General features: G+C 69.7%; 25 protein-coding genes. 14 read left to right on the forward strand and 11 right to left on the reverse strand.

Annotated elements, in window-relative coordinates:
* Positions 1 to 110 precede the first annotated feature (110 nt).
* A complete protein-coding gene (locus DI276_RS27115) occupies positions 111 to 548 on the reverse strand; it encodes a GNAT family N-acetyltransferase (protein ID WP_112268363.1) in 438 nt (145 codons plus the stop codon).
* Positions 549 to 631: 83 nt separating this feature from the next.
* Between DI276_RS27115 and DI276_RS27120 the strand changes: the two genes are divergently transcribed.
* The 3 genes from DI276_RS27120 to DI276_RS27130 are packed head-to-tail and all read left to right on the forward strand — an operon-like array spanning position 632 to position 2773.
* Positions 632 to 1126: a DinB family protein gene (locus DI276_RS27120; RefSeq protein ID WP_112268365.1), complete on the forward strand. Its 495-nt coding sequence runs from the start codon at positions 632 to 634 to the stop codon at positions 1124 to 1126.
* Between the two features lie 15 nt (positions 1127 to 1141).
* On the forward strand, positions 1142 to 1942 hold the full coding sequence (locus DI276_RS27125; RefSeq protein ID WP_112268367.1) for an LLM class flavin-dependent oxidoreductase: 801 nt from the start codon (positions 1142 to 1144) through the stop codon (positions 1940 to 1942).
* Positions 1943 to 1978: 36 nt separating this feature from the next.
* On the forward strand, positions 1979 to 2773 hold the full coding sequence (locus DI276_RS27130; protein ID WP_112268369.1) for an LLM class flavin-dependent oxidoreductase: 795 nt from the start codon (positions 1979 to 1981) through the stop codon (positions 2771 to 2773).
* On the opposite strand, the gene DI276_RS27135 is transcribed toward DI276_RS27130, so the two are convergent.
* Positions 2762 to 3322 (reverse strand): TetR/AcrR family transcriptional regulator, encoded by a 561-nt coding sequence (locus tag DI276_RS27135; RefSeq protein WP_112268371.1) that lies wholly within the window; start codon positions 3320 to 3322, stop codon positions 2762 to 2764. The two genes, DI276_RS27130 and DI276_RS27135, sit on opposite strands and share 12 nt — an antisense overlap.
* Before the next feature lie 9 nt (positions 3323 to 3331).
* A complete protein-coding gene (locus tag DI276_RS27140) occupies positions 3332 to 4201 on the reverse strand; it encodes an SDR family NAD(P)-dependent oxidoreductase (protein ID WP_112268374.1) in 870 nt (289 codons plus the stop codon).
* A 92-nt stretch (positions 4202 to 4293) separates the two neighbouring features.
* Here DI276_RS27140 and DI276_RS27145 point away from each other — a divergent pair, with 92 nt between their 5' ends.
* On the forward strand, positions 4294 to 4845 hold the full coding sequence (locus DI276_RS27145) for a cadmium resistance transporter (protein WP_112268377.1): 552 nt from the start codon (positions 4294 to 4296) through the stop codon (positions 4843 to 4845).
* A gap of 29 nt (positions 4846 to 4874) precedes the next feature.
* Positions 4875 to 7793, forward strand: a complete 2919-nt coding sequence (locus DI276_RS27150; protein ID WP_112268379.1) for an NACHT domain-containing protein — start codon at positions 4875 to 4877, stop codon at positions 7791 to 7793.
* Here DI276_RS27150 and DI276_RS50250 read toward each other — a convergent pair.
* Together DI276_RS50250 and DI276_RS27155 are read right to left on the reverse strand one after the other, a co-directional pair.
* Positions 7705 to 7971, reverse strand: a complete 267-nt coding sequence (locus DI276_RS50250) for a hypothetical protein (protein WP_157984972.1) — start codon at positions 7969 to 7971, stop codon at positions 7705 to 7707. The genes DI276_RS27150 and DI276_RS50250 overlap by 89 nt on opposite strands.
* Positions 7972 to 7973: 2 nt before the next feature.
* A complete protein-coding gene (locus tag DI276_RS27155; protein ID WP_112268381.1) occupies positions 7974 to 8918 on the reverse strand; it encodes a helix-turn-helix transcriptional regulator in 945 nt (314 codons plus the stop codon).
* 53 nt (positions 8919 to 8971) lie between these two features.
* On the opposite strand from DI276_RS27155, the gene DI276_RS27160 reads away from it, so the two are divergent.
* Both DI276_RS27160 and DI276_RS27165 read left to right on the forward strand, forming a co-directional pair.
* A complete protein-coding gene (locus DI276_RS27160) occupies positions 8972 to 10057 on the forward strand; it encodes an epoxide hydrolase family protein (protein ID WP_112268383.1) in 1086 nt (361 codons plus the stop codon).
* A gap of 94 nt (positions 10058 to 10151) precedes the next feature.
* Complete coding sequence (locus DI276_RS27165; protein WP_112268385.1) at positions 10152 to 11078, forward strand: isopenicillin N synthase family dioxygenase; 927 nt, start codon at positions 10152 to 10154, stop codon at positions 11076 to 11078.
* Positions 11079 to 11185: 107 nt separating this feature from the next.
* On the opposite strand, the gene DI276_RS27170 is transcribed toward DI276_RS27165, so the two are convergent.
* Together DI276_RS27170 and DI276_RS27175 are read right to left on the reverse strand one after the other, a co-directional pair.
* Positions 11186 to 11815: a class I SAM-dependent methyltransferase gene (locus DI276_RS27170; RefSeq protein WP_112268387.1), complete on the reverse strand. Its 630-nt coding sequence runs from the start codon at positions 11813 to 11815 to the stop codon at positions 11186 to 11188.
* Positions 11816 to 11899: 84 nt separating this feature from the next.
* A complete protein-coding gene (locus DI276_RS27175) occupies positions 11900 to 12598 on the reverse strand; it encodes an SDR family NAD(P)-dependent oxidoreductase (protein WP_112268565.1) in 699 nt (232 codons plus the stop codon).
* 48 nt (positions 12599 to 12646) lie between these two features.
* On the opposite strand from DI276_RS27175, the gene DI276_RS51270 reads away from it, so the two are divergent.
* The 5 genes from DI276_RS51270 to DI276_RS27195 all read left to right on the forward strand — a co-directional run bounded on the left by DI276_RS51270 (position 12647) and on the right by DI276_RS27195 (position 15747).
* The gene (locus DI276_RS51270; RefSeq protein ID WP_198680936.1) at positions 12647 to 13234 is read left to right on the forward strand and encodes a PadR family transcriptional regulator; all 588 of its coding nucleotides are present in this window, start codon (positions 12647 to 12649) and stop codon (positions 13232 to 13234) included.
* Positions 13231 to 13554 (forward strand): hypothetical protein, encoded by a 324-nt coding sequence (locus DI276_RS51275; protein ID WP_198680937.1) that lies wholly within the window; start codon positions 13231 to 13233, stop codon positions 13552 to 13554. Before DI276_RS51270 ends, DI276_RS51275 begins: the two co-directional genes overlap by 4 nt.
* Before the next feature lie 89 nt (positions 13555 to 13643).
* Entirely contained in the window at positions 13644 to 14507 is an 864-nt protein-coding gene (locus tag DI276_RS27185) for a sucrase ferredoxin (RefSeq protein ID WP_112268389.1), read from the forward strand.
* A 10-nt stretch (positions 14508 to 14517) separates the two neighbouring features.
* Positions 14518 to 15039 (forward strand): AAA family ATPase, encoded by a 522-nt coding sequence (locus DI276_RS27190; protein WP_112268391.1) that lies wholly within the window; start codon positions 14518 to 14520, stop codon positions 15037 to 15039.
* 36 nt (positions 15040 to 15075) lie between these two features.
* Positions 15076 to 15747, forward strand: a complete 672-nt coding sequence (locus DI276_RS27195; protein WP_112268393.1) for a hypothetical protein — start codon at positions 15076 to 15078, stop codon at positions 15745 to 15747.
* Here the strand turns inward: DI276_RS27195 and DI276_RS27200 are convergent.
* Positions 15701 to 16315, reverse strand: a complete 615-nt coding sequence (locus DI276_RS27200; protein ID WP_232836948.1) for a TetR/AcrR family transcriptional regulator — start codon at positions 16313 to 16315, stop codon at positions 15701 to 15703. The two genes, DI276_RS27195 and DI276_RS27200, sit on opposite strands and share 47 nt — an antisense overlap.
* A gap of 230 nt (positions 16316 to 16545) precedes the next feature.
* Here DI276_RS27200 and DI276_RS27210 point away from each other — a divergent pair, with 230 nt between their 5' ends.
* Entirely contained in the window at positions 16546 to 17046 is a 501-nt protein-coding gene (locus DI276_RS27210; protein ID WP_112268397.1) for a CGNR zinc finger domain-containing protein, read from the forward strand.
* Here the strand turns inward: DI276_RS27210 and DI276_RS27215 are convergent.
* Both DI276_RS27215 and DI276_RS27220 read right to left on the reverse strand, forming a co-directional pair.
* Entirely contained in the window at positions 17034 to 17867 is an 834-nt protein-coding gene (locus tag DI276_RS27215) for a pentapeptide repeat-containing protein (protein ID WP_112268399.1), read from the reverse strand. The genes DI276_RS27210 and DI276_RS27215 overlap by 13 nt on opposite strands.
* A gap of 80 nt (positions 17868 to 17947) precedes the next feature.
* Complete coding sequence (locus DI276_RS27220; protein ID WP_157984973.1) at positions 17948 to 18451, reverse strand: hypothetical protein; 504 nt, start codon at positions 18449 to 18451, stop codon at positions 17948 to 17950.
* A gap of 50 nt (positions 18452 to 18501) precedes the next feature.
* Between DI276_RS27220 and DI276_RS27225 the strand changes: the two genes are divergently transcribed.
* Positions 18502 to 19926, forward strand: a complete 1425-nt coding sequence (locus tag DI276_RS27225) for an amidase (RefSeq protein ID WP_112268403.1) — start codon at positions 18502 to 18504, stop codon at positions 19924 to 19926.
* 35 nt (positions 19927 to 19961) lie between these two features.
* Here the strand turns inward: DI276_RS27225 and DI276_RS27230 are convergent, their stop codons facing one another.
* Positions 19962 to 21047: a hypothetical protein gene (locus DI276_RS27230; RefSeq protein WP_112268405.1), complete on the reverse strand. Its 1086-nt coding sequence runs from the start codon at positions 21045 to 21047 to the stop codon at positions 19962 to 19964.
* Positions 21048 to 21103 lie beyond the last annotated feature (56 nt).

Below are 21103 nucleotides of genomic sequence, written 5' to 3' on the forward strand. Positions count from 1 at the left end.
AGGAGCTTGCAGACGCGCCAACACGGTCGGTTTCAGCCCCTTCTGAGGCGATCTTCGCAGGTCGCCGTTTCGCCGATAATCTACATTATGTCAAGTAGCGTGAATCGGGCCTACCCCGCGCGCACCATGAACACGTCCACCGGATCCTCGGCCTCGACGACGAACCCGTGCCGCTCGTACAGCCGTCTGGCCGAACTGCCCTGCAGGACGTTCAACCGGACGACGACGCCGTCGCGGTCACACCGCTCCATCAGTTCGCGCAGCACGCCCGAGCCGACTCCGTTGCCCTGAAGCTGCGGCGCCAAATAGAAATGCTCCAGCCAGTGGCAGCCTTCAGCCGGTCGCAGCGCCACGCAGCCGGCGAAGCCGCCGCTCACCTCGATCACCTGGGTGTGGGCCGGGGCGAATTCGTCTCGTAGCCGCTGGCGCACTCGCTGCGCGTCGTACCGCCCGAGCCGGTGCAGGTCGGCCCGCAGAACGAGTGCGCGCAGCTCGGCCACCGCCTCGACGTCCGAGCCCGATGCCGGGCGCAGTTGCCAGTCCATCATGGACGGAAGGGTATGGCTCCGGGCCGGGAGGGCCGGAATTACGTCACCGTGGCGATAGGCGTGAGGTGGCAGGCTTGGTTCTCATGATCGATGAGTTCGCCAAGGAGTACCTGCACAGCGATCTGCGCGAGTTGCGTGACGTGATGCTGTGGAAGCTGGAAGGCCTGTCCGAGGCCGAGATCCGGCGTCCGCTCGTCCCGAGTGGCACGAACCTGCTGGGGTTGGTGAAGCATCTGGCGTTGTCGGAGTCGCGCTACTTCGGTGAGGTGTTCGGGCGGCCGTGTCCGGAGCCGTTGCCGCGGTGGGACGACTTGGCTGCGCGTGGCGAGAGCATGCATGCGACCGCTGATGAGTCCTGTGAGGACATTGTTGGTCGTTATCGGCGCGTGTGGGCGCATTCTGACGCGACGATCGATGCGCTCGCGGTGGACTCCCCCGGTCATGTGCCGTGGTGGCCGCGTCCTGACGTGATGTTGTTCAACGTGTTGGTGCACATGGTGACCGAGACGGCTCGGCACGCGGGGCATGCGGACATCGTGCGGGAGCAGCTCGACGGTGCGACGGGTGCGTGGCGGTGAGGCAGACTCCCCCGCATGCGTTTTGCGATCTACGTCCCTTGTCATGGCGACACGTACGGCGATCCCGAGGTGTTGTGTTCGCTGGCGGTTGAGGCGGAGGCGGCCGGGTGGGACGGCTTTTTCATGTGGGATCACGTGGTGGCGCAGCCGTTGGTGGCTGATCCGTGGGTGACGTTGGGTGCGGTGGCGGCGCGGACGTCGTCGATCACGTTGGGGCCGATGATCACGCCTGTCCCCCGGCGCCGGCCGTGGAAGCTGGCGCTCGAGGCGTCGACGTTGCAGCGGTTGTCGGGTGGGCGGTTGGTGCTCGGGGTGGGCATGGGGGTGCCGCGGGACTTCACGTCGTTCGGTGAGGCCGCGGATGCGCGGTCGCGGGCGGCGCGGATGACCGAGGGTGTGGAGGTGGTGCGGAAGTTGTTGTCGGGTGAGGCGGTTGAGCATCACGGGTCGGTGTTCGACGTGTCGGGTGTGCGGTTCGCGCCGGTGGAGGTGCCGGTGTGGACGTCGGGGATCTGGCCGCGGAAGGTGCCGTTCTTGGCGGCGGCGCACGCGTCGGGGTTGTTCCCGATCATTCAGGACGGGTCTGGTGGGTTCGCGGTGGCGTCTGCTGAGCAGGCGGCGCGGATGAAGGCCGAGTTCGTGGCGGCTGGTGGGCCTGCTGATGGTGATCTGGCGATTTGGGGTGGCGGTGCGCGGCCGTCGGCTTCGGCGGTGTCGGAGTATGCGGATGCCGGGGCGACGTGGTTGTTGCTGGACGGGTGGAAGGCGTCGCTTTCGGAGCTGCGGTCGTACATTTCCGCTGGTCCGCCGCGTTAGAACGATCTTGTCGGGGGCGCTTGCCACACTCGGGGCATGCGCTATGGGATCTATGTTCCGAACTTCGGTTCGTCGCTCGGGGACCCGTCGGTGTTGGTGTCGCTCGCCGTCGCTGCGGAGGAGGCGGGGTGGGACGGCTTCTTCCTGTGGGATCACGTGGTTCGGCCGGGTGAGCCGGTGCTGGCTGATGTCTGGGTGACGTTGGGTGCGGTGGCGGCGCGGACGTCGTCGATTCGGCTGGGGCCGATGGTGACGTCGTTGGGGCGTCGGCGGCCGTGGAAGGTGGCGGCGGAGGCGTCGACGTTGCAGCGGTTGTCGGGTGGGCGGCTGGTGCTGGGGGTCGGTGCCGGGGTGCCGGACGACTTCGTGCCGTTCGGTGAGCGGGTTTCTCGTGCGGAGGCGCTGTCGGAGGGCGTGTCGTTGTTGCGTGCTTTGTTATCGGGCGAGCCGGTTGAGCATCAGGGCGCGTTGTTCCAGGCGTCGGGTGTGCGGTTCGCGCGGGTGGACGTGCCGTTGTGGATCGGCGGTAACTGGCCGCGGTCGATTCCGTTCCGTGCGGCGGAGCACGGGGCTGGTGTGGTGCCGGCGACGTTCGTGGACTACGAGCTGGTGGTGCTCTCCCCCGATGAGGCGGCTGCGATGAAGGCGGCGTTCGTGGCGTCGGGTGGTCCGGCGGATGGTGATGTGGCGATCTGGGGTGGGGGCGCGTTGCCTGAGGAGGTGAAGGAGTACGAGGACGCGGGTGTGACGTGGATGTTCACCGACGGCGGTGCTGCGGGACTCGACGAGTTGCGGGCGTTCGTGGCGGCTGGTCCGCCGTCACGCGCTTAGGCCTCTGAGCAGGGTTTCGAGGTAGCGGCGGGCGGTGGGGAGCCGGTCGGCCGGGGTGTTGCTGTGGACGTAGGTGGCGTAGGCGACGCCGCACATGAGTGGGACGAGGTCGCTGTCGGCGAGGTCGGCTCGTACTGCTCCGTTGGCGCGGGCGCGGGCGAGCAGTTCGGTGCCGGTGGTGACGATCTGCTTCTTGAGCTCGGTGGTGCGCGGCAGGGTGTCGTGGGCGGTGGCGACGACCTTGGCGAGTGCGGGGTCGCTGACCTCTGCTTCGACGATGCGTTTGAGGTACTCGGAGAGGGCGTGCCAGGCGTTGTCGTCCTGGAGTGCTTCGTCGCCGTGGTTGACGAGTGCTTCGAGGCAGGGTGTGGCGACGGTTTCGAGCAGTGCTTCGGTGGTCGGGAAGTGCCGGTAGACCGTGCCGACGCCGAGTCCTGCGCGGCGGGCGACGTCGTTGAGCTGCAGCGGTGTGCCTTCGTCGACGAGTTCTCTGGCGACGGTGAGGATCCGGTCCCAGTTGCGGGCGGCGTCCTTGCGCAGCGGCGTCATGCCTCCAGCCTAATTGGATATCCCATCCGGAACCGGTGCGTGCCGCTCGGTGAGCCTGCGCACGGCCGCGATGACGCGCGGGTCTGTTGCTGCCTTGATGGGCGTGACCGGCTGCCCGTGTGCCCCGATCAGCAGGCCCGTGCGCAGGCTCTCGTCGGTGGCGGCGATGATCGACGAGCGTGCCGCCTCCGAGGCCGGTCCGGAGGTCGAGCGTTCGAACTTGCGGCGCACCAACGGCCACAGCAGCCGCAGGCCGGGCGACACGATCTTGGGATTGCGCATGGTGCCGTCGGTCATGTCGGTGGCCGCTCCCCCGGGATCCGCTGCGAACACCGCCACGCCGCTCCCCGCCAGCCTTGTGGCGAGGTCGAGCGTGTAGGCGAGGTTCGCGAGCTTGGCGCGCCCGTACCAGTGGAAGCCGTAGTAGCCGCCGGGCGGCTCGACCTCGTCGAACACCTTCTTGGCCAGCGCCACCGCGCCGGTCGTCACATTGACCACCCGGCTGGGCGCACCGCTCTGCAACGCCGGCAGCAGCAACTCGGTCAGCAGGTACGGCGACAGGTGGTTGACCACCAACGACCCCTCAACCCCGTCCAGCTCGGTCCGGTCCTCGAACATCGCGCCGACGTTGTTGACCAGCACTGCCAACTCGCCTTCGATCCGCTCGCTCAACGTCCGCACTTCGTCGAGCGAGGCGAGGTCGGCCTGCAGGAACCGGGCGGGCTCCCCTCCCCCGGCGTTGATCCTCTCGACGGCCCACGCGCCACGTTCGGCGTTCCGTCCGACGACGGTGACCGCGTACCCGGCTTTGGCGAGTCCCAGGGCTGTCTCCAGCCCGATGCCTCCGGTCCCCGCGGTGACCACTGCCCTGCGTGCCATCACAACCCCAATCCGGATAGCCAATCCACTTACTTCGACGCTAGCACATATCCGGATGCTGTATCCGCTTCTTCGTCGTGCAGAATGCGGCCGTGGATCTTGGGGTGCTCGGCCAGGCGGCGGGCATGTTCGCGGTGACGAACGTCGACGACCTGGTGCTCCTCGCGCTGTTCTTCGCACGGGCCCGGTCGGTCTGGCAGGTCGTCGCAGGCCAGTACCTGGGCTTCGCGGGCATCCTCGCCATCGCGGTCGTCGGCGCGCTGGGCGCCTCACTGCTGCCCGAGCAGTTTCGCCCGTGGCTGGGCCTGATCCCCCTGGCTCTGGGCCTCAAAGCCGCCTGGTCGCTCTGGCGCGGCAACGACGACGATGACGAGCCGGACGCGGCCCCTGGCGTCCTCGCTGTGGCGGGCGTGACGCTGGCGAACGGCGGCGACAACATCGGTGTCTACGTCCCGGTCTTCACCGTCGCCGACTCCTTGTGGATCTACGTGGCGGTGTTCCTGGTCCTGGTCGGCGTGTGGTGCCTGGCGGGCTGGTTCCTGGCGTCACGTCAGATGGTCGCCCGTGCCCTGGCCAGGTGGGGCCACATCGCCCTGCCGGTCGTGTTGATCGCGATTGGTCTTTTGGTGTTGTTCTCCGGCTGAACAGCCCATCGGTCAGGTAGACACTTCGGGTGCGAAAGACCTACAGCTACAACGAGGCCGTGAAGATCCTCGGCGGCAGAGACCACCCGGTCGTCGCCGCCATGGACAAGCTGCTGGGCGGCGCGCTGCTCGCGGGCTCGTTGGGACTGTGGCAGGTGCTGGACCTGTTCGACGCGAAGCCGGACTTCATCAGGCTCAGCAACGAGCTGATCTCCAAGGTCTCCGCCAGGCGCCGCAACGTCAGCCGCTACACCCGCACGCAACAGCTGCACGCCGCGCACGCCGTGCTGGTGATGACCGCGTTCTTCGAGGCGTTCGAGGAGCAGCAGGGCCGGGTGAGCGTGCCGCCGCAGGATCGCGATCTGGTCGCGCGGTTCAATCCATGGGACCTCGACCTGCCGTTGCCCTCGGTTGGCCGCCTGTACGAGGAGAACCTCGCCGGCATCGAGAGGCTGTATTACACCCTCGGCGTCGCACTGTTCGACGTGCTGAACAGCCTGGCGTCCTGGGACGACCTCGACGAGACCCAGCGCGACCGCGTGAAATACGCGCTCGGGCGCACTGTGCCGGCGCGGGCCGTCGAGCGGTACGAGGAGCTGCTCGGTCAGCTCGCGGCCGAGTACCCGGAGATCCGGTTCTGGTGTTCGGTGCATGACGCGCGTGCGACGCGGTCTGCGTTGGCGCGGCTGGAGGAGACGCTGCGGGAGACCACGACCGACCTGACCCCTGACGTGCGGCTCACCGAGTTGGCTGGCGCGTACCGGGGTGCGTTGCGACGGCCGTTGGTGAAGTCGACCGAGGTGCCGGACGGGGTCCGGATCCCGACCCTGGCCGAGGCTTACGTCGACCCGCGGTTCCAGGTGGTGATCGGCACGGAGCGCGCAGCGGCTCCGTCGCTGCAGTCGTGGTGGGACGAGGTGGACGTCCGTGACGATCTGCACGCCTACCTGGTGGGGTACCTGACGTCGCCGGAGGCGTTGTCGGCTCCACTGTTGGTGCTGGGTGATCCGGGGTCGGGCAAGTCGGTGCTGACCGAGATGCTGGCGGCACGCCTGCCCGCGTCGGACTTCGCTGTCGTGCGGGTCGAGCTGCGTAGCACTCCTGCGGACGCCGATCTGAAGCGGCAGATCGAGCACGGCCTTCACGAATTGCTGCACGAGCCGGTGAGCTGGGCGGAGTTCTCGCGGAACACCAGCGGGGCGTTGCCTGTGGTGATGCTGGACGGGTTCGACGAGCTGTTGCAGGCCACCGGTGTGAGTCAGACGCGCTACCTCACGGTGATCGCCGAGTTCCAGCAGAAGCTCCAGGACATGGGTAGGCCGGCTGTGTTCGTCGTGACGAGCCGGCTCAGCGTCTGCGCTGGTCTGGAGTTGCCGGAGGGCACGCACGTGGTGCGGCTGCTGCCGTTCTCCGACGAGCAGATCCAGGCGTGGCTGGACGTGTGGAACGCGGTCAACGCTCCCCTGCCCGTCGAGACCGTGCTGCAGTACCGGGATCTTGCCTCGCAGCCGTTGTTGTTGCTGATGCTGGCGTTGTACGACGCGGTGGACAGCTCGTTCCAGCGTGATCACCTCAGCATGAGCAAGGGGCAGTTGTACGAGCGGCTGCTCGACCGGTTCGCTCGGCGTGAGGTGGCCAAAAGCGACGGTGCGGACGTCGAGTTCGAGCTCGAGCGGTTGTCAGTGGTCGGGCTCGCGATGTTCAACCGTGGCGCCCAGTGGGTCGCCGAGCACGAGGTGACGTCCGATCTGGCGCAGCTGCTCGGTGTCGAGTCGCCTGATCGGCGGGTGGGGACGCGTACGCCCTTGTCAGCCGGCGAGACGGTGCTGGGGCGGTTCTTCTTCGTGCAGAAGACGGAGGCGGTACGCGAGGACAGGACGAAGCTCCGCACCTACGAGTTTCTGCACGCCACCTTCGGCGAGTACCTGGTGGCGCGGTTCGTGTGGGACCGCCTTGACGACTTGCGGCGTGAGGACGCTGCCCGGTCGCGCCGCAAGTCCACTGTGGACGACACGGAGCTGTACTCGGTGCTGTCGTTCACGGCGCTGACCACGAGCAAGCCGGTGCTGGAGTTCCTGCAGGAGTTCGCGAGGGCCGCAGATCGCGAGGAGTTGTTCGACCTCGTGGTGAGGTTGTTCGGGGCTCGCAACGAGCGGCGGCTGTCGCGTGGGGTTTACGAGCCCAACGTGATGACCGACTCGGCGAGGGACGCGACGTATTCGCTGAACCTCGTCGCGTTGGCGCTGGTGTTGCGCGACAAGGTCTACGCGCCCGACCTGAAGGTGAGTGTCGAGGACTGGCAGCGGGAGGCCTTGTTCTGGAAGTCCCGCCTGTCCTCGGGTGAGTGGGCGAGTGTCGTGCGCGGCTTCTGGGTCGAACGGGATCGCGATCGCCATTTCGCCGTCAGCCTGCGGGTCGGGACCGGGGATGCCGAACCGAGCTGGGTGCTGATGGCCGAGCCGTACGTGACGCTGGACGACGTCGCCGTGACGTTGCGGGACGCGGTGACGCCGCTCGCTGCCGTGCACGGCATCGAGTTGGCGGCCGCGCTGATCGAACTGGCGGCGACGCCGGTGGACAATTGCCTGCCCGCGCTGGTTCGGCTCGACGGCATTCCCACGCCACACCCGCTGTTCGTGCAGCAGCTCTGCGAGCGGATCGGGCGAGAAGGCGACGACGTGGCGATCATGGAGAAGTTCGGCCCGCACCTCGGCGGTCCGCGTGCTGATGTCTTGGACGCGCAGTTGCGGTTGCACGAGCAGGGTTTCCGGTTTCCGGACGGCCGGCCCTACTTCGACCTGACCGCCTACCTGCGCATGCACGACGTGCACAGGGTGGCCGCGGGCCGGCCGGACCTGCTCAGGCGGGCCAAGGCCGCGGCTGCTGATCTGGGTGTTGAACTGCTGCCACCAGCGCCGCGGCAAGGCCGTCCAGGTCTTGCTCGCTGAGGTCGCGCTCCCCCACCCGCCGCAAGATCTCCGTGCGCGAGCACACCACGACAGCGCCCGTGTAGCCGCCGAGGTTGGCGGCCGCGACGATCTCGGTTGAGCCGTTGTGGACCACCAGGATCGGGTCCGGGGTGTCGGTGTAGAGCAGGTGCTCGATGTCCCGTCCGGTGATGGCCATGCTCAGTCTTGTACGGCGCGGGCGTAGCGGGCCGCAAGGGTGCGAACGTGTGCCACCAGTTCTGGCGGCGAGGTGACCTCGAAGTCGTAGCCGAGCATGCCGATCCACACGGCCAGAGTTTCGACGGAGTCGGCGCCGGTCACGAGGACGCAGGACGCAGCGTCGACGGCTTCGACGGTGCCGATGGCGGCGTTGATGCGAGAAGCGACGGCGTCGGCTGGGGCGTGGACGAGGACGCGGGCTTGGAAGCGCCAGGCGGCTGAGGTCACCCGGGATGCGACGTAGGTGGTGGCGTCGAACTCGCGTGGGGTGAAGCGGGGGCCGTGGGGTGGTACGGGCTGGGTGATGCGGTCGACGCGGAAGCTGCGCCAGTCTTGTTTGTCGTCGTCCCAGGCGACCAGGTACCAGCGGCGGCCCCAGTTGACCAGGCGGTGCGGTTGCACACGGCGGCGCGACGGCGTGCCATCGTGGGCGCTGTAGTCGAAGCGGATGGTCTCGCTGTCGCGGCAGACCAAGGCCAGTGCGGAGAGCAGTTCCGCGTCGACTGCGGGGGCGGCCGAGTCTCTGGGGACGGACTCGACGTGCTGCAGGGCTGAGACGCGGTGGCGCAGCCTGGACGGGAGCACCTGTTCGAGCTTGAGCAGGGCGCGCAGGGACACCTCTTCCAGGCCCGTGACGGCGTTGGTGCGCAGGGCGGCGGCGACGGCGACTGCCTCGTTGTCGTCGAGCAGCAGTGGGGGCAGTTCGGCTCCGGCGCCGAGGCGGTAGCCGCCGAAGCTGCCGGTGGTGGCGTTGACCGGGTAGCCGAGTTCGCGCAGCCGGTCGATGTCGCGGCGGACGGTGCGCGGGCTGATCTGGAGCTCGTCGGCCAGTTCGCTGCCTTGCCAGTCGCGGCGGGACTGCAGCAGGGCGAGCAGGCGCAGCAGCCGCGCCGAAGTTTCCAACATGGACGCAGACTTTAGGACAGGAGGTGTCCACAATGGGCAATAACCTCGGGGTTATGACGGAGATCAGGGAATTCCACATCGCCATCGACGACGCGGACGTCGACGAGCTGAAGCTCCGGCTGGCGCGGACGCGGTGGACCGACCAGGTGCCGGGCGCGGGGTCGACGTACGGCGACGACGTCGCGGACGTCCAGGAGATGGCCCGGTACTGGGCCGAGGACTTCGACTGGCGGGCGGTCGAGCGAAGGCTCAACGCGTTCCCGCAGTTCATCACCGAGATCGACGGCACGAACGTGCACTTCCTGCACGTCAGGAGCACGAGCCCGGACGCGTTGCCGCTGCTGATGATCCACGGCTGGCCGGGGTCGATCATGGAGTTCGTGGATGTCATCGAGCACCTCCGTGACGACTTCCACCTGGTGATCCCCTCGATCCCCGGCTTCGGGTTCTCCGGGCCGACGACCGGGACCGGCTGGCACTCCGGGCGGGTCGCGAAGGCGTTCGCGCAGCTGATGGGGCGGCTGGGTTACGAGCGCTACGGGGTGCACGGCAACGACGCCGGGGCCGTGATCGCGCCCGAGGTCGGGCGGGCCGACCCGGAGCACGTGGTGGGCGTGCACGTCACGCAGATCTTCTCGTTCCCCTCGGGTGACCCGGCGGAGATGGAGGGGCTGACCGAGGACGACTACCGGCGGCTCGGGGTGCTGCAGAACTTCTGGGAGAGCATGTCCGGGTACGCGAAGCTGCAGCAGGCGCGGCCGCAGAACGTCGCGTTCGCGCTCGCCGACTCCCCCGTCGGGCAGCTCGCCTGGACGATGCAGCTGATGGGTGAACCGGCCGTCACCAAGGACTTCCTGCTGGCCAACGTGTCGATCTACTGGTTCACCCGCACCGCCGGTTCCTCGGCGCGGCTGTACTACGAGGACGCCCACCGCGAGGACGCGCCCACCGAGCCGACGACGGTGCCGATCGGGGTGGCGATCTTCCCGGACGACTTCCAGACCATCCGCCGCTTCGCCGAGCGCGACCACCAGAACCTGGTGCACTGGTCGGAGTTCGAGACCGGCGGCCACTACTCCGGGCACGACGCGCCGGAGCTGCTGGCCGGTGACCTGAAGGTGTTCTTCGCGAAGATGTAGGGCTGCGACCGGGGGCGCTCGTGACGGGCGCCCCCGGTGGAACGGCTGAGCTCGATCACTGGCGCGCACCTCGCAGTCCCGGTAGGACGGCAGGATGGGTGTTCCGCTGGTGGACTTGACCGGGTGGTTCGACGGCACGGCGCGTGCCGAGGTCGCGGCGCGCGTCGACGCGGCGTTGCGGGAGTCGGGGTTCCTGCTGATCACCGGGCACGGCGTCCCGGACGAGCTGCGCCACCGCACCCGCGAGCTGACGCGGCAGTTCTTCGCCCTGTCCACCGAGGAGAAGCAGCTCTATGCCGTCCGCACCGGCGGCCGCGGCTGGCTGCCACCCGACGAGCAGGCGACCGGCCGGTCCGACGGCGCGATGGCGCCACCGGACCTGAAGGAGACGCTGACGTTCGGCTCGGACGACCCCGCCGGCGACGACCCGTTCTTCTTCCGCCCCAACGTCTTCCCGACCGAGGTGCCCGAGCTCGAACCGGTCGTGACGGACTACCTGCGGCGGATGCGGGCCCTGGCCGACGAGCTGCTGACGATCTTCGCGGCAGCGCTCGGCGAGCCAGAGGACCTGTTCACCCGCCACACGCGCAAGCCCTCGTACAACATGAACGTCAACCACTACCCGCCGCTTCGTCAGGTCGGGCCCGCGGCGCCGGGCCAGTTCCGCATCGGCGAGCACACCGACTTCGGCACCGTGACGATCCTGGACCGCCAGCACGGCGTCGGCGGCCTGCAGGTCCGCAGCGTCGACGGGGTGTGGGAGGACGCGCCGTTCGACCCCGCCGCCTTCACCGTGAACATCGGTGACCTGATGGCCCGCTGGGTGTCGGACCGGTGGCGCTCCACCCCGCACCGCGTGCTGCCGCCGGACGCCTCGGCGCCCGACGAGGACCTGGTGTCGCTGATCTTCTTCTACAACACCGACACCGACGCGCGGATCGTGTCGCTCGACGGCCGCTACCCCGAGGTCGGCGGCGGCGACTACCTCAAGGCCAAGCTGGAGGCCATCTCCATCGGGTAGAAACAGGTGTCATGGTGAGCTCTACGACGTGGTGATGAGTCCGAGCCGCTCGTGCTGTTCCGCGTCTACGCCGACCCGGCCGGGCACCCGTTCTGCCTGGTCACGAACTAAGCCCGCCACACCGTCGCGCTGCGGGTCTCCGTGCTCTCCAGCGTGAGCGGCACCGGCACGTCGTACCGGGCCTGCGCGCGGAACCGGTCGCGCGGCAGGTGCGCACGATCCGGGTCGCCGAGCAGCACCAGCGCGCCCCGTGCCGCGGCGCGGGTCAGGAACGGCAGCACCAGCGCGGTGATGTCCGCGTCGTAGAAGACATCACCGGCCAGCACGACGTCGGCGCCGTGCGCGTCGCTGTCGAGTTGATCGCCGGGCAACGCGCGGACCGCGACCCCGTTCACCGCCGCGTTGAGCTCCACCGCGGCCAGCGACAGCGGGTCGATGTCGTTGGCCGTCACCGAGTCCGCGCCCGCCAGCGCCGCCGCGATCGCCACCAGGCCCGAACCCGACGCCAGGTCGAAGACCTTCCGGTCGCGCACCAGGCCGGGATGGTCGAGCAGATGCCTCGCCAGCGCCTGACCGCCCGCCCACGGGAACGCCCAGAACGGCGGCTGGTCGTGGTCGGTCAGCTCCCACAGGTCCATCGCCTCGACCGCGCTGTGCAGCACCACTTCGGGCACCAGCGGCACCGGCGTCAGGGTCGTGTTGGCGAGCACGAAGTCGGTGAGCGTGGGCGCGGACATGACGGAGAAGCTTAGGGGCAGCGCGGCGGGCGGCCGCAGAGGCGAAAGTCCGCAGCTGCGCGTCCGGCGCCGTCCATCGCCAACTCACGTGCCGCCGGTGACCCGCATGATCGCGCCCGTCATGTACGAGGACTCCTCCGACAGCAGCCACGCGATGGCGTTCGCGATCTCGTCGGCCTCACCCGGCCTGCCCATCGGCACCCGGCCCGCCACCCGGTCCGGGCGATCGGGCTGGCCCGACAGCTGGTGGATGTCGGTGCGGATGGTGCCCGGCTGCACGCAGTTCACCCGGATCCCGCGTGGCGCGAGCTCCTTGCCCAGCCCGATCGTCAACGCGTCCACCGCGGCCTTCGTCGCGGCGTAGTGCACGTACTCGCCGGGACTGCCCAGCGTCGCCGCCCCCGACGACACGTTCACGATCGCCCCGCGCGTCATCCGCCGGGCGGCCTCGCGGGCCACGAAGAACGCGCCCATCACGTTCACGTCCACCACGCGCCGCAGGTCCTCGGTCCGCAACTCGGCCAGCGGACCGGACGGCGAGGTGATGCCGGCGTTGTTCACCACGCCGGTGATGTCGTCGCCCGCCTCGTCGAACAGGCGCGCCACATCGTGCTCGTCCGCCGTGTCGGCCTGCACGGCGACGACACCGAGCTCTTTCTCGAGTGCGCGCGCCTCGTCGACGGCCTGGCGGTAGCTGATCACGACCCGGTGCCCGTCGCGCACGAGCCTGCGCGCGGTCGCGGCACCGATACCCCGGCTTCCCCCGGTGATCACCGTTGTCATGCCGTCCACCCTACCCGTATATTCGGCGCCGGATATACGGGAGCGGATATGACGTTCAAGCGCACGAACCCCCTGGCACTGGCGGTGCTGGCGCTGCTGGCCGAACGGCCGATGCACCCCTACGAGATGGCGCAGACCATGCGCGAGCGCCACCAGGAGGAGGTCATCAAGCTCAACTACGGCTCGCTCTACACCGTCGTCGAGTCGCTGCACAAACACGAGCTGATCACCGCGAGCGCCACCCAGAAAGCCGGCAACCGCCCCGAACGCACCGTCTACGCGATCACCGACACGGGCACGGCCGAGCTGCACGACTGGCTGCGCGAGCTCATCGCCGTGCCCGCCAGGGAGTACCCGCGGTTCGAAGCCGGCATCTCGATGGTCGGCCTGCTGCCCCCACACGACGCGCTGACCGTCGTCGAACAACGCGTCGACGCGCTCGACCAGCAGCTCACCGCGCTGGCCGTGCTGCTGGAGAAGCTCGCGGGCATGGGCCTGCCGCAGCTCGCGTGGATCGAACTGGACTACCGGCTGGCCATGCTGCGCGCCGAACGCGGCTGGCTCACCTGGTTCGCCGCCGCCACCCGCGACGGAACCGTCGGCGGGTACCCCGACTGGGAGGACCGGCACCGATGAGACTGCTGTTCGAGGTGTCCGGCGTCGTGCACGCGCCGCTGGAAGACGTCGAGGAACGGATGTTCGCCGACGCCGGGGAGTCCGGGTCGCACCGGCTCGTCGACCGCGAGCAGGGCGTCATCGCCTACTGGGGCGACTGGTGGTACCGCGGCGAGGACTCCCTGCACGCCCACCCCGAGGGCGCGCTGCTCGTGCACCGCGTCTACAACATCGCCAAGCAGGGCAACTGGGCCCCGTACCTCGCGAACAAGCTGTTCATCGGCTACCGCGCCCGCCTGGAGCAAACGCTGCGACAGCGGATCGCACAGCTCGAGAGCTGACCCCGAGTTTCGGTGCGGCCGAACCGGTGAAACCCGACCGGGTAAGGGTGCCCTTATCCATCACCCGATCGGCCGTATAGAGTGTGCAAATGAGGTGCTCGATACTCTCCGAATTCGCGGGCGAACCGCTGGCCGGCACGGCCGCGACCGCGACGGCGTGGCTGTGTCTGGAGCAGCCGGGCCCGTGGGGCCGCGACGCCGTCGTGGAGAGTCACCTCGACCCCGAGCTCGGCGCCGAACTGCAGCGCCGCGCCGCCGGCACCGGCGTGCGCATCCTGCTGATCCGCCGCCCCGGCAAGCACGCCGACACCCGCGTGCCCGCCACCCGCCGCCTGTACCTGGCCTCGACGAAACCCGGCGCATCCTGGCTCGAGCAGGCCGATCTGGCCACACCGGAGGAAGCCCTCGAACTCGACTTCGCCGCGCTGGGCGAGGGCCGCTCGACAGCGTTCGGCACACCCGTCGCGGACCCGTTGCTGCTGGTGTGCACGAACAGCAAACGCGACGTCTGCTGCGCGCTGTACGGGCGTCCGATCGCCACCTCGCTCAACCTCTGGGAGTGCACGCACACCGGCGGGCACCGGTTCGCGCCCACCGGCGTCCTGCTGCCCACCGGTCACCTGTACGGACGACTCGACCACCAGTTGGCCCAACGCGTCGTCACCGAGGGCATCGTCGCCGACCGCTGTCGTGGAAGGTCCTGCTTCACCCCGCGCGGCCAGGTCGCCGAGGTCGCCGTGCGGGAGCGGCTCGGCGAGACCCGCGACGTGCTGACCGTCGTCGCCGAGACCGCCGACTCGGCGACCGTGCGGCACGCCGACGGGCGCGAGTGGCGCGTGACGCTGGCCGAACAGCCGGTGCCGCCACGGCCCGCGAGCTGCGGCAAGTCCCCCGACATCGCGATCGCCCTGGTCGCCACCGCGATCGACCAGCTCGTGCGCGTCGGCCGCTAGTGTTGATCGAGTGCCCAGGCTGATCCACCTCAACGGCCCGAGCGGGGTCGGCAAGTCCACCATCGCCGCCCGCTACGCCACCGAGCACCCCAAGACGCTCAACCTCGACGCCGACGAGATCGTCCGCCTGGTCGGCGGGTGGCGGGAGGACTTCTTCGGAACGGTCGACCTCGTCCGGCCGCTCGCGATCACCATGGCCAAGCACCATCTCTCGACCGGGCACGACGTCGTGATGCCCCAACTGGTCACCGACCGCGGGCAACGCGCGTGCTTCGCCGAGGCGGCCGCGGCAGTGGGCGCGGACTACCTCGAGTTCGTGCTGCTCGCCCCGCCCGAAACCACGATCGACCGGTTCCAGCGCCGCGAGCACTCCATCGACCACGTCGTCGAGGCACTGGGTGGACCGGTGTTGCTCCGCCGGATCCACGACCACCTCGACGCCTACCTCACGCCCGAGTCCACGATCATCGCCACCGACGGTTCCGACGCCGATCAGACATACAAAACGCTGATGGCGGCCCTGCGGCGGTAGCCGGGAATTGTCGGACCCGCTGGGTAGGTTGATCGAATGGGTCCCCTCCTGAGCACGCATCCCGTCGATCTGCACCGAAGACGCCCGCTCGGCGTGGCCGCCGCGGCCGTGGCGCTGATCAGCTCTCTGCTGCTGGTGCTGATGTTCCTGATCGACCTCGACGGCGTCCAGTACGTGCTGCTGTTCGCCGGCTACCCGCTGCTGATCTCTGCGCCGGCCGCGTTCCTGCTGCTGCGGCCGCGGGCCCCGGAGACGTTCGAGCTGCACGAAGGCGGTCTGGCACACCTGCGCGGCGGCGACCGGCGCGAGTGGAGGTGGGAGCAGGTCCGGGCGATCACCGTGGTGCAGAACGGACCGGTGTCGCGCAGCGGAGCGGGCGTCCTCTGCACCATCCGCTTCGAGGACGGCGAGGTCGTGCGCTTCGACGGGTCCACCGAGAACGGCGGTGAGATCGCCGCCGCACTGGGCGAGAACTGCGCCGAGGCGGCCCGTGAGGACGTCAACCCGCGGTGGCGCCCGCGGGCGGTCGCCGTGCTGGGCGGGGTCACGGTCATCGGCGCCGGGGTGGCGACGTGGGCGGCGGTGCGGTTCCCGCAGACAGCGGAGGGCGGCCAGTTCGGGCTCGCGATGCTCGCCATCGTGTGCGGGGCGCCGGCGGTGATCAGCCTGATTCTGCTGATCTCCGTGCTGGTGACGGGCCGGCGCTAGGCACGGTCGCGGAGAACACGCCGATCCCCAGCGCGTACGGGTCGTCCAGGCCCACGGTTTCCAGCGTCTCCACCGGCAACGCCAGCAGCGAGATCGCCACACCGAGGAAGTAGGCGTCCAGCAACCCGGTGTCGCGCACCGTCGACGGCAGCCCGGCCGCCTGTTGCAACGCCGCACCGGCCTCGGCGTTGGCGAGCACCATCCCGGACAACGCCGCCCGCACTCCCGGCCGGCGCACGGCCTCCAGGTAGAGCTCGACCATCGCGAGCATCTGCGTCGGGTCGTCGGCCACCGCGCGGCGCAGCAACGCCGGGTAGAGCTCGGCCACGTCGGAGGCGGAGATGTCGGCGGGCGTGGTCTCGCGCAGCCGGTCGACGGCGGCGCGGTGCAGCGAGGTCATCCGCGCCGCGCAGGCCTCGAGGATCGACTCGCGGGTCGGGAAGTAGTTCTTGGTGGTGCCGATGGGGACGCCGGCCTCGCGGTCGATCGCGCGGTGGGTCAGTCCCCTGCCGCCGTCCACCGCGAGGATCTGGATCGCGGTGTCGCACAGAAGATCACGACGGCTCACGGTCCGGGACCCTAGCAAGATCACCACGGGTGTGGTGCACCGGGGCGAACGTGCTGGTCCCGGCGGTCGCGGTGAGCACTCCGCGCTCGACGATCAGGAACAGGCCGCAGACACATCTGACGTAGGACACCGAGCCGTGCCCAGAAGAATGCGTCGAGACGGTGGAGGTGCAGGACCAGGAGCAGGCGGGGCAGGTGGCGATCATGACCCCAGCCTGGTGTCATGGTCTAGTGCATTTCAACCCTTACGGCGGGGCAGCAGCCGAGCTCGCCGCGAAGCTGGTCAACGCCGATCCGGCCACACCGCTGCTCGACGTGCTGAAAGCGTCGGACTACAAGCCGCTGGGCTCCCTCGACGCCCGTCAGGAACGTGACGTAAGAGACTGGGTCGAGCGGCTGCGCAAGGTCTTCCGCGCCCCCACCGTGGAGCTGCTCAACGAACTGCTGGCCGAGTCGTCGACCACGCACTACATCTCCACGCACGACGGACGCGCTCCGCACCTGCACTACGCGCGCGAGGACGCACCCACGGACGTACGGGTCAAGGCCTACACGGCGGCGGGCATGGCGGCGTTGTTCTGCGAGGACGCCGGGCGCATCGGCTCGTGCGACCGCGACGGCTGCGCCACGGTCTTCGTCGACACCAGCCGCAACGGACGCCGCCGGTTCTGCTCGACGAAGTGCGCGAACCGCGTGGCGGTCGCGCTCCACCGGCAGCGTCAGTCGGCGTGAACGCGGTGCCCGAACCGGGTGTTCTCGAACGACGACTCGCCGCCGAACGCGGCGTCCACGAAGTCCTCCCGGCCCCGGAACCAGGTGCGGGCGAACGAGGCGGCACCCGCGAACCAGGCGCGGCGGAACACCGTCCGGCCACCGAACCGCACGCCGGAACAGTCCAGGTCCGCGCCGAACCGGGCACAGGTGAAGTCCGCGCGCCCGGAGAACCGGGTCCCGCGCAGCGTCACCGCACCGGCGGCGTGGATGCCGGAGAACTCCCCGTTCCCGCACACCGTCGTCCCGCGCAGGCCCAGGCCGCGGGCGAACACCGACTGCGTGAACAGCACGTGCCGCGCGAAGAACGCCCCGGCGGCGTCGAAGTCACCCAGGAACGTCGCCTGGTCGAACCGCGTGTCGCCCAGGAACCGCGTGCCGGCGAACCGAGCGCTGCCCAGCCGGCAGTCCGACAGGTCGAAGTCGACCAGCGTGGTGCGGCGCAGGTCCAGGTCGCTGCCCAGCCAGAACCCCGGGCCGGGACGCAGGTGCGCCAGCAGCGTGGCCTGCAGGACCATCCGCCACCGCTGGTCGACCTCCGTGCCCGGCCACGGCAGTCCCCGCAGCGCCTCGCACAGCACGTCCAACGCCGGCTGCCGGTGCTCGGCCGACCGTTCGCCGTACTCCACCCAGTCCCGCAACCCGCTCAGCCGCGCGTCGGCTTCCAGTGCCGTGAGCCGAGAGCGGATGTCCTCCAGCGGTGTCCGCTGTCGGCGGGGCGCCACGATCTCGACGTCGTGGTGGAAGGTCAGCCGGCGCAGCCAGTTCGTGAGAGAGGGCATGACTCGATGATGTGAGCCGAGTCATTCCATCGGACAGTGGTGGACTTCAACGCAACGTTCAACGACGAGCCCACCAGCCGTCACTTGTCGATGACGTTGTTGAGCCTGCGCGCTTTGTACTCGGAGTAGGGCTCCAGGCCGTAGCCGCGGACGCGGTGGTCGGTGCCGTAGTCGCCGCGGTGCTCGTAGGCGTAGTAGCCGAGGTTGCGACGGGCGGCGTCCACCCAGCGGTCGAAGATCACGACGTGCCGGTCGCGCCAGGTGTCGCCGATGGCGTCGATGACGATGTCGCCGCGCTTGAGCTCGGCCATGCTGATCGAGAAGGAGTGGCCGACGAGTTCCGTCGTGATCGGCCCCGGCTGGTCGAGGCGGGCGGCCATCGAGACGTAGCCGGAGCAGTCCTGACGGTACCCGCCCCACGTGGCATAGATGTTGTACGGCACGCGGGTGCCGTTGTTCGCCGTCAACCAGCTCGCGGCCCGGTTGATGATCTCGTAGCGGTACACCGGCGTCGCGGCTTGGGCCGGTGCCACCAGCGTGCTCATGGCGACGAGGACGGCGGCTGCCATCGCGAGGACTCTCATGCGTGGTACTCCCATTCCGTAGATCACCGGTCGGCGCTTAGGGTCGGTTCATGGAGCTGACGGAGCTGTGTTTCGCCGGGGTCGCCAGGCAGGCGCAAGCCGTGCGCAACGGCGAGGTGACCGCGAAAGACCTGGTCGCCGGGCACCTGGCCCGCATCGAGCGGCTCGATCCGCAGCTCAACGCCTTCCGCGCGGTGTTCGCCGAGCAGGCCGTGGCCGAAGCCTCCGCGGCCGACGACCGCAAGGCGCGCGGCGAGGACCTGCCGCTGCTGGGTGTGCCGATCGCGGTCAAGGAGGACATCGCGATCGCAGGCCTCCCGACGACCAAGGGCACGAACGCCGCCCGCACCCCGGAGCCGGCGGACTCCGCGATCGTGCGGCGCCTGCGCGACGCCGGAGCGGTGATCATCGGCCGCACCCGCATGCCCGAACTCGGCCTGTGGCCCTACACCGAGAGCGGCTGGGCCGGCCCGACGCGCAACCCGTGGTCGCTGACGCACTCCCCCGGCGGCTCCAGCGGCGGTTCGGCCGCGGCGGTCGCGGCCGGTCTCGCGGCGGCGGCGATCGGCACCGACGGCGCGGGCTCGATCCGCATCCCGTCGGCGATGACGGGCCTGTTCGGGCTCAAGCCCCAGCGCGGCCGCGTGTCGCTCGCACCGGAACGCGAGGTGTGGGGCGGCATGGTCGTCGCCGGGCCGATCACCCGCACCGTCCTGGACTGGGCATTGGTCGCCGACCAGATCCACGGCGCCGTCCCCGGCGACCCGCACGTCGCCCACCCGCCGCGCACCAGCTTCGCCGAGGCCGCCACGACCGACCCCGGCAGGCTGCGGATCGGGGTGTCGCTGCGGCCGTGGGGACCGGGCATCGCCATCGCCGACGAGGTCCGCGACGCCGTGCAGGACACCGCCGCGCTGCTCACCGACCTCGGCCACGACGTCGTGCGCATCGACCCGCCGATGAAGGACCTCGTCGCCTCGACCCAGTTCGCCGTGCGGTACCTGCACAACGCCCACCTGGCGCGGGGCGGCATGGAGTTCCCGCACCTGCTCGAGCCCCGCACCCGTGCGGTCGGCGACCTCGGCGCACGCCTGCCGCGCAGCCTGGTGCGCTGGGCGTTGAAGGACGACGCCGCGCTCACCGCCTACGCGAACCGCATCTTCACCTCGGTCGACGTGCTGCTCACCCCGGCGCTGACCCGCCAGCCGATCCGCGTGGGCGAGTGGGACGGCCGCAACGTCGTGACCGCGCTGCTCGCCGCGGCGCACTACACGACGTTCCTGCAGATGTGGAACGTCGTCGGCAACCCGGCCGCGGCCGTGCCCGCCGGTCGCACGTCCAGCGGTCTGCCGCTCGCGGTGCAGCTCGTGGGCCGCCGGCACGACGAGTGCACGCTGCTGTCGGTGTCCGCCCAGCTGGAGCGCGCTCGGCCGTGGGCGGACCGGATCCCCTCCGGCCTCGGTCATGCGAAGTAGGATAGTCCGTACTCGTACTATCCGAAACGGAACGGTCAGAGTCCTCGCTTGGACAACTCGTCGAGCAGTTGGCGGTCCGCCACGTGCCGCGACTTGATGTGCTCCAGGTAGTCCGCGAACGCGTCGGGCTGCAGGCCGCGCAGTTGTTCGAGCCATTCGACGACGAGGTCCTGCTCCTCGATGCCGCGCCGGGCGAGCTCGACCTCGACGATGCGCCGGTACACCTCGACCGCGAGGCGGCTGCCGTCCTGCACGAGGTGGTTCACCAGCTCGGCGCGCAACGGCGGCCAGTCGTCGGTGTGCACGACCAGCGCGCGGATCTTGAGGTAGAGGTCGAGGTTGGGGCGGGCGTAGAAGGCGTCCCGGCACACCGCGACGGCCCGGTGCGGGGTGCCTCGGCGCAGGTGTTCCTCGACGGCCAGGTCGAGCAGCCGCAGTGCCGCGCCACGGCCGCCGACCGCGCGCAGGCCGCGTTCGACCCACTCGAGGGCCTCGTCGGAGCGAGCGTTGTCCCGCAGCACGGTCGCGACCTGCAGGTAGTGCCAGCCCGAGGACAGGTCCTTCGACAGCACCAGCAGCTGCAGGTCGACGTCCTCGGTGTACTCGGCGAGCTCTTCCATGACGCGCAGCAGGGCCCAGCGGGCGCGGTCGTAGCGGCCGGTCTCGCCGAAGCCGATCACCGGCAGCGGCTCGAACAACGTCACCGCGCGCTCGCGGTAGTGCTGCAGGCCTTCCTCGTCGAGGACGTCGGCGTAGGCCGACAGGCTGACGTCGGGGGCGTCGGGGTGCTGCAGCTGCAGGTCGAGCAGCCAGTCGGCGAGGCGGATCGGGTCCGGGTCGGTCTCGGCGCACGCGCGGGCGTGCGTGGTCAGGACGCGGTGCGCGAGGTCGGCCAGTTCGACCCGGTGTCTTCGGCTGCCCGCCACTCCGTCGGCCAGTTGGGTGACGATCTGCTCGATCAACCCGACCAGCTCCGGACCGGGGTCGGTGACCAGCAACGACTGCAGCTCGACCGAGACGGCGGTGAGCGCCTGCCAGCGAGCAGGCCAGTGGGTGTCGTCGCTGTGCCCGCTGTCGGCTTCCACGAGTGCGGAGGCGACGGTGGCGGGCAGCGAGTCCATCACAACATCATTCCCGCGTCACTCGGTCGAGTGCCACAGATATCGCCCTAACGGAT

The organism is Lentzea terrae (assembly GCF_003265345.1).
GTDB classification, from domain to species: Bacteria; Actinomycetota; Actinomycetes; order Mycobacteriales; family Pseudonocardiaceae; genus Lentzea; species Lentzea terrae.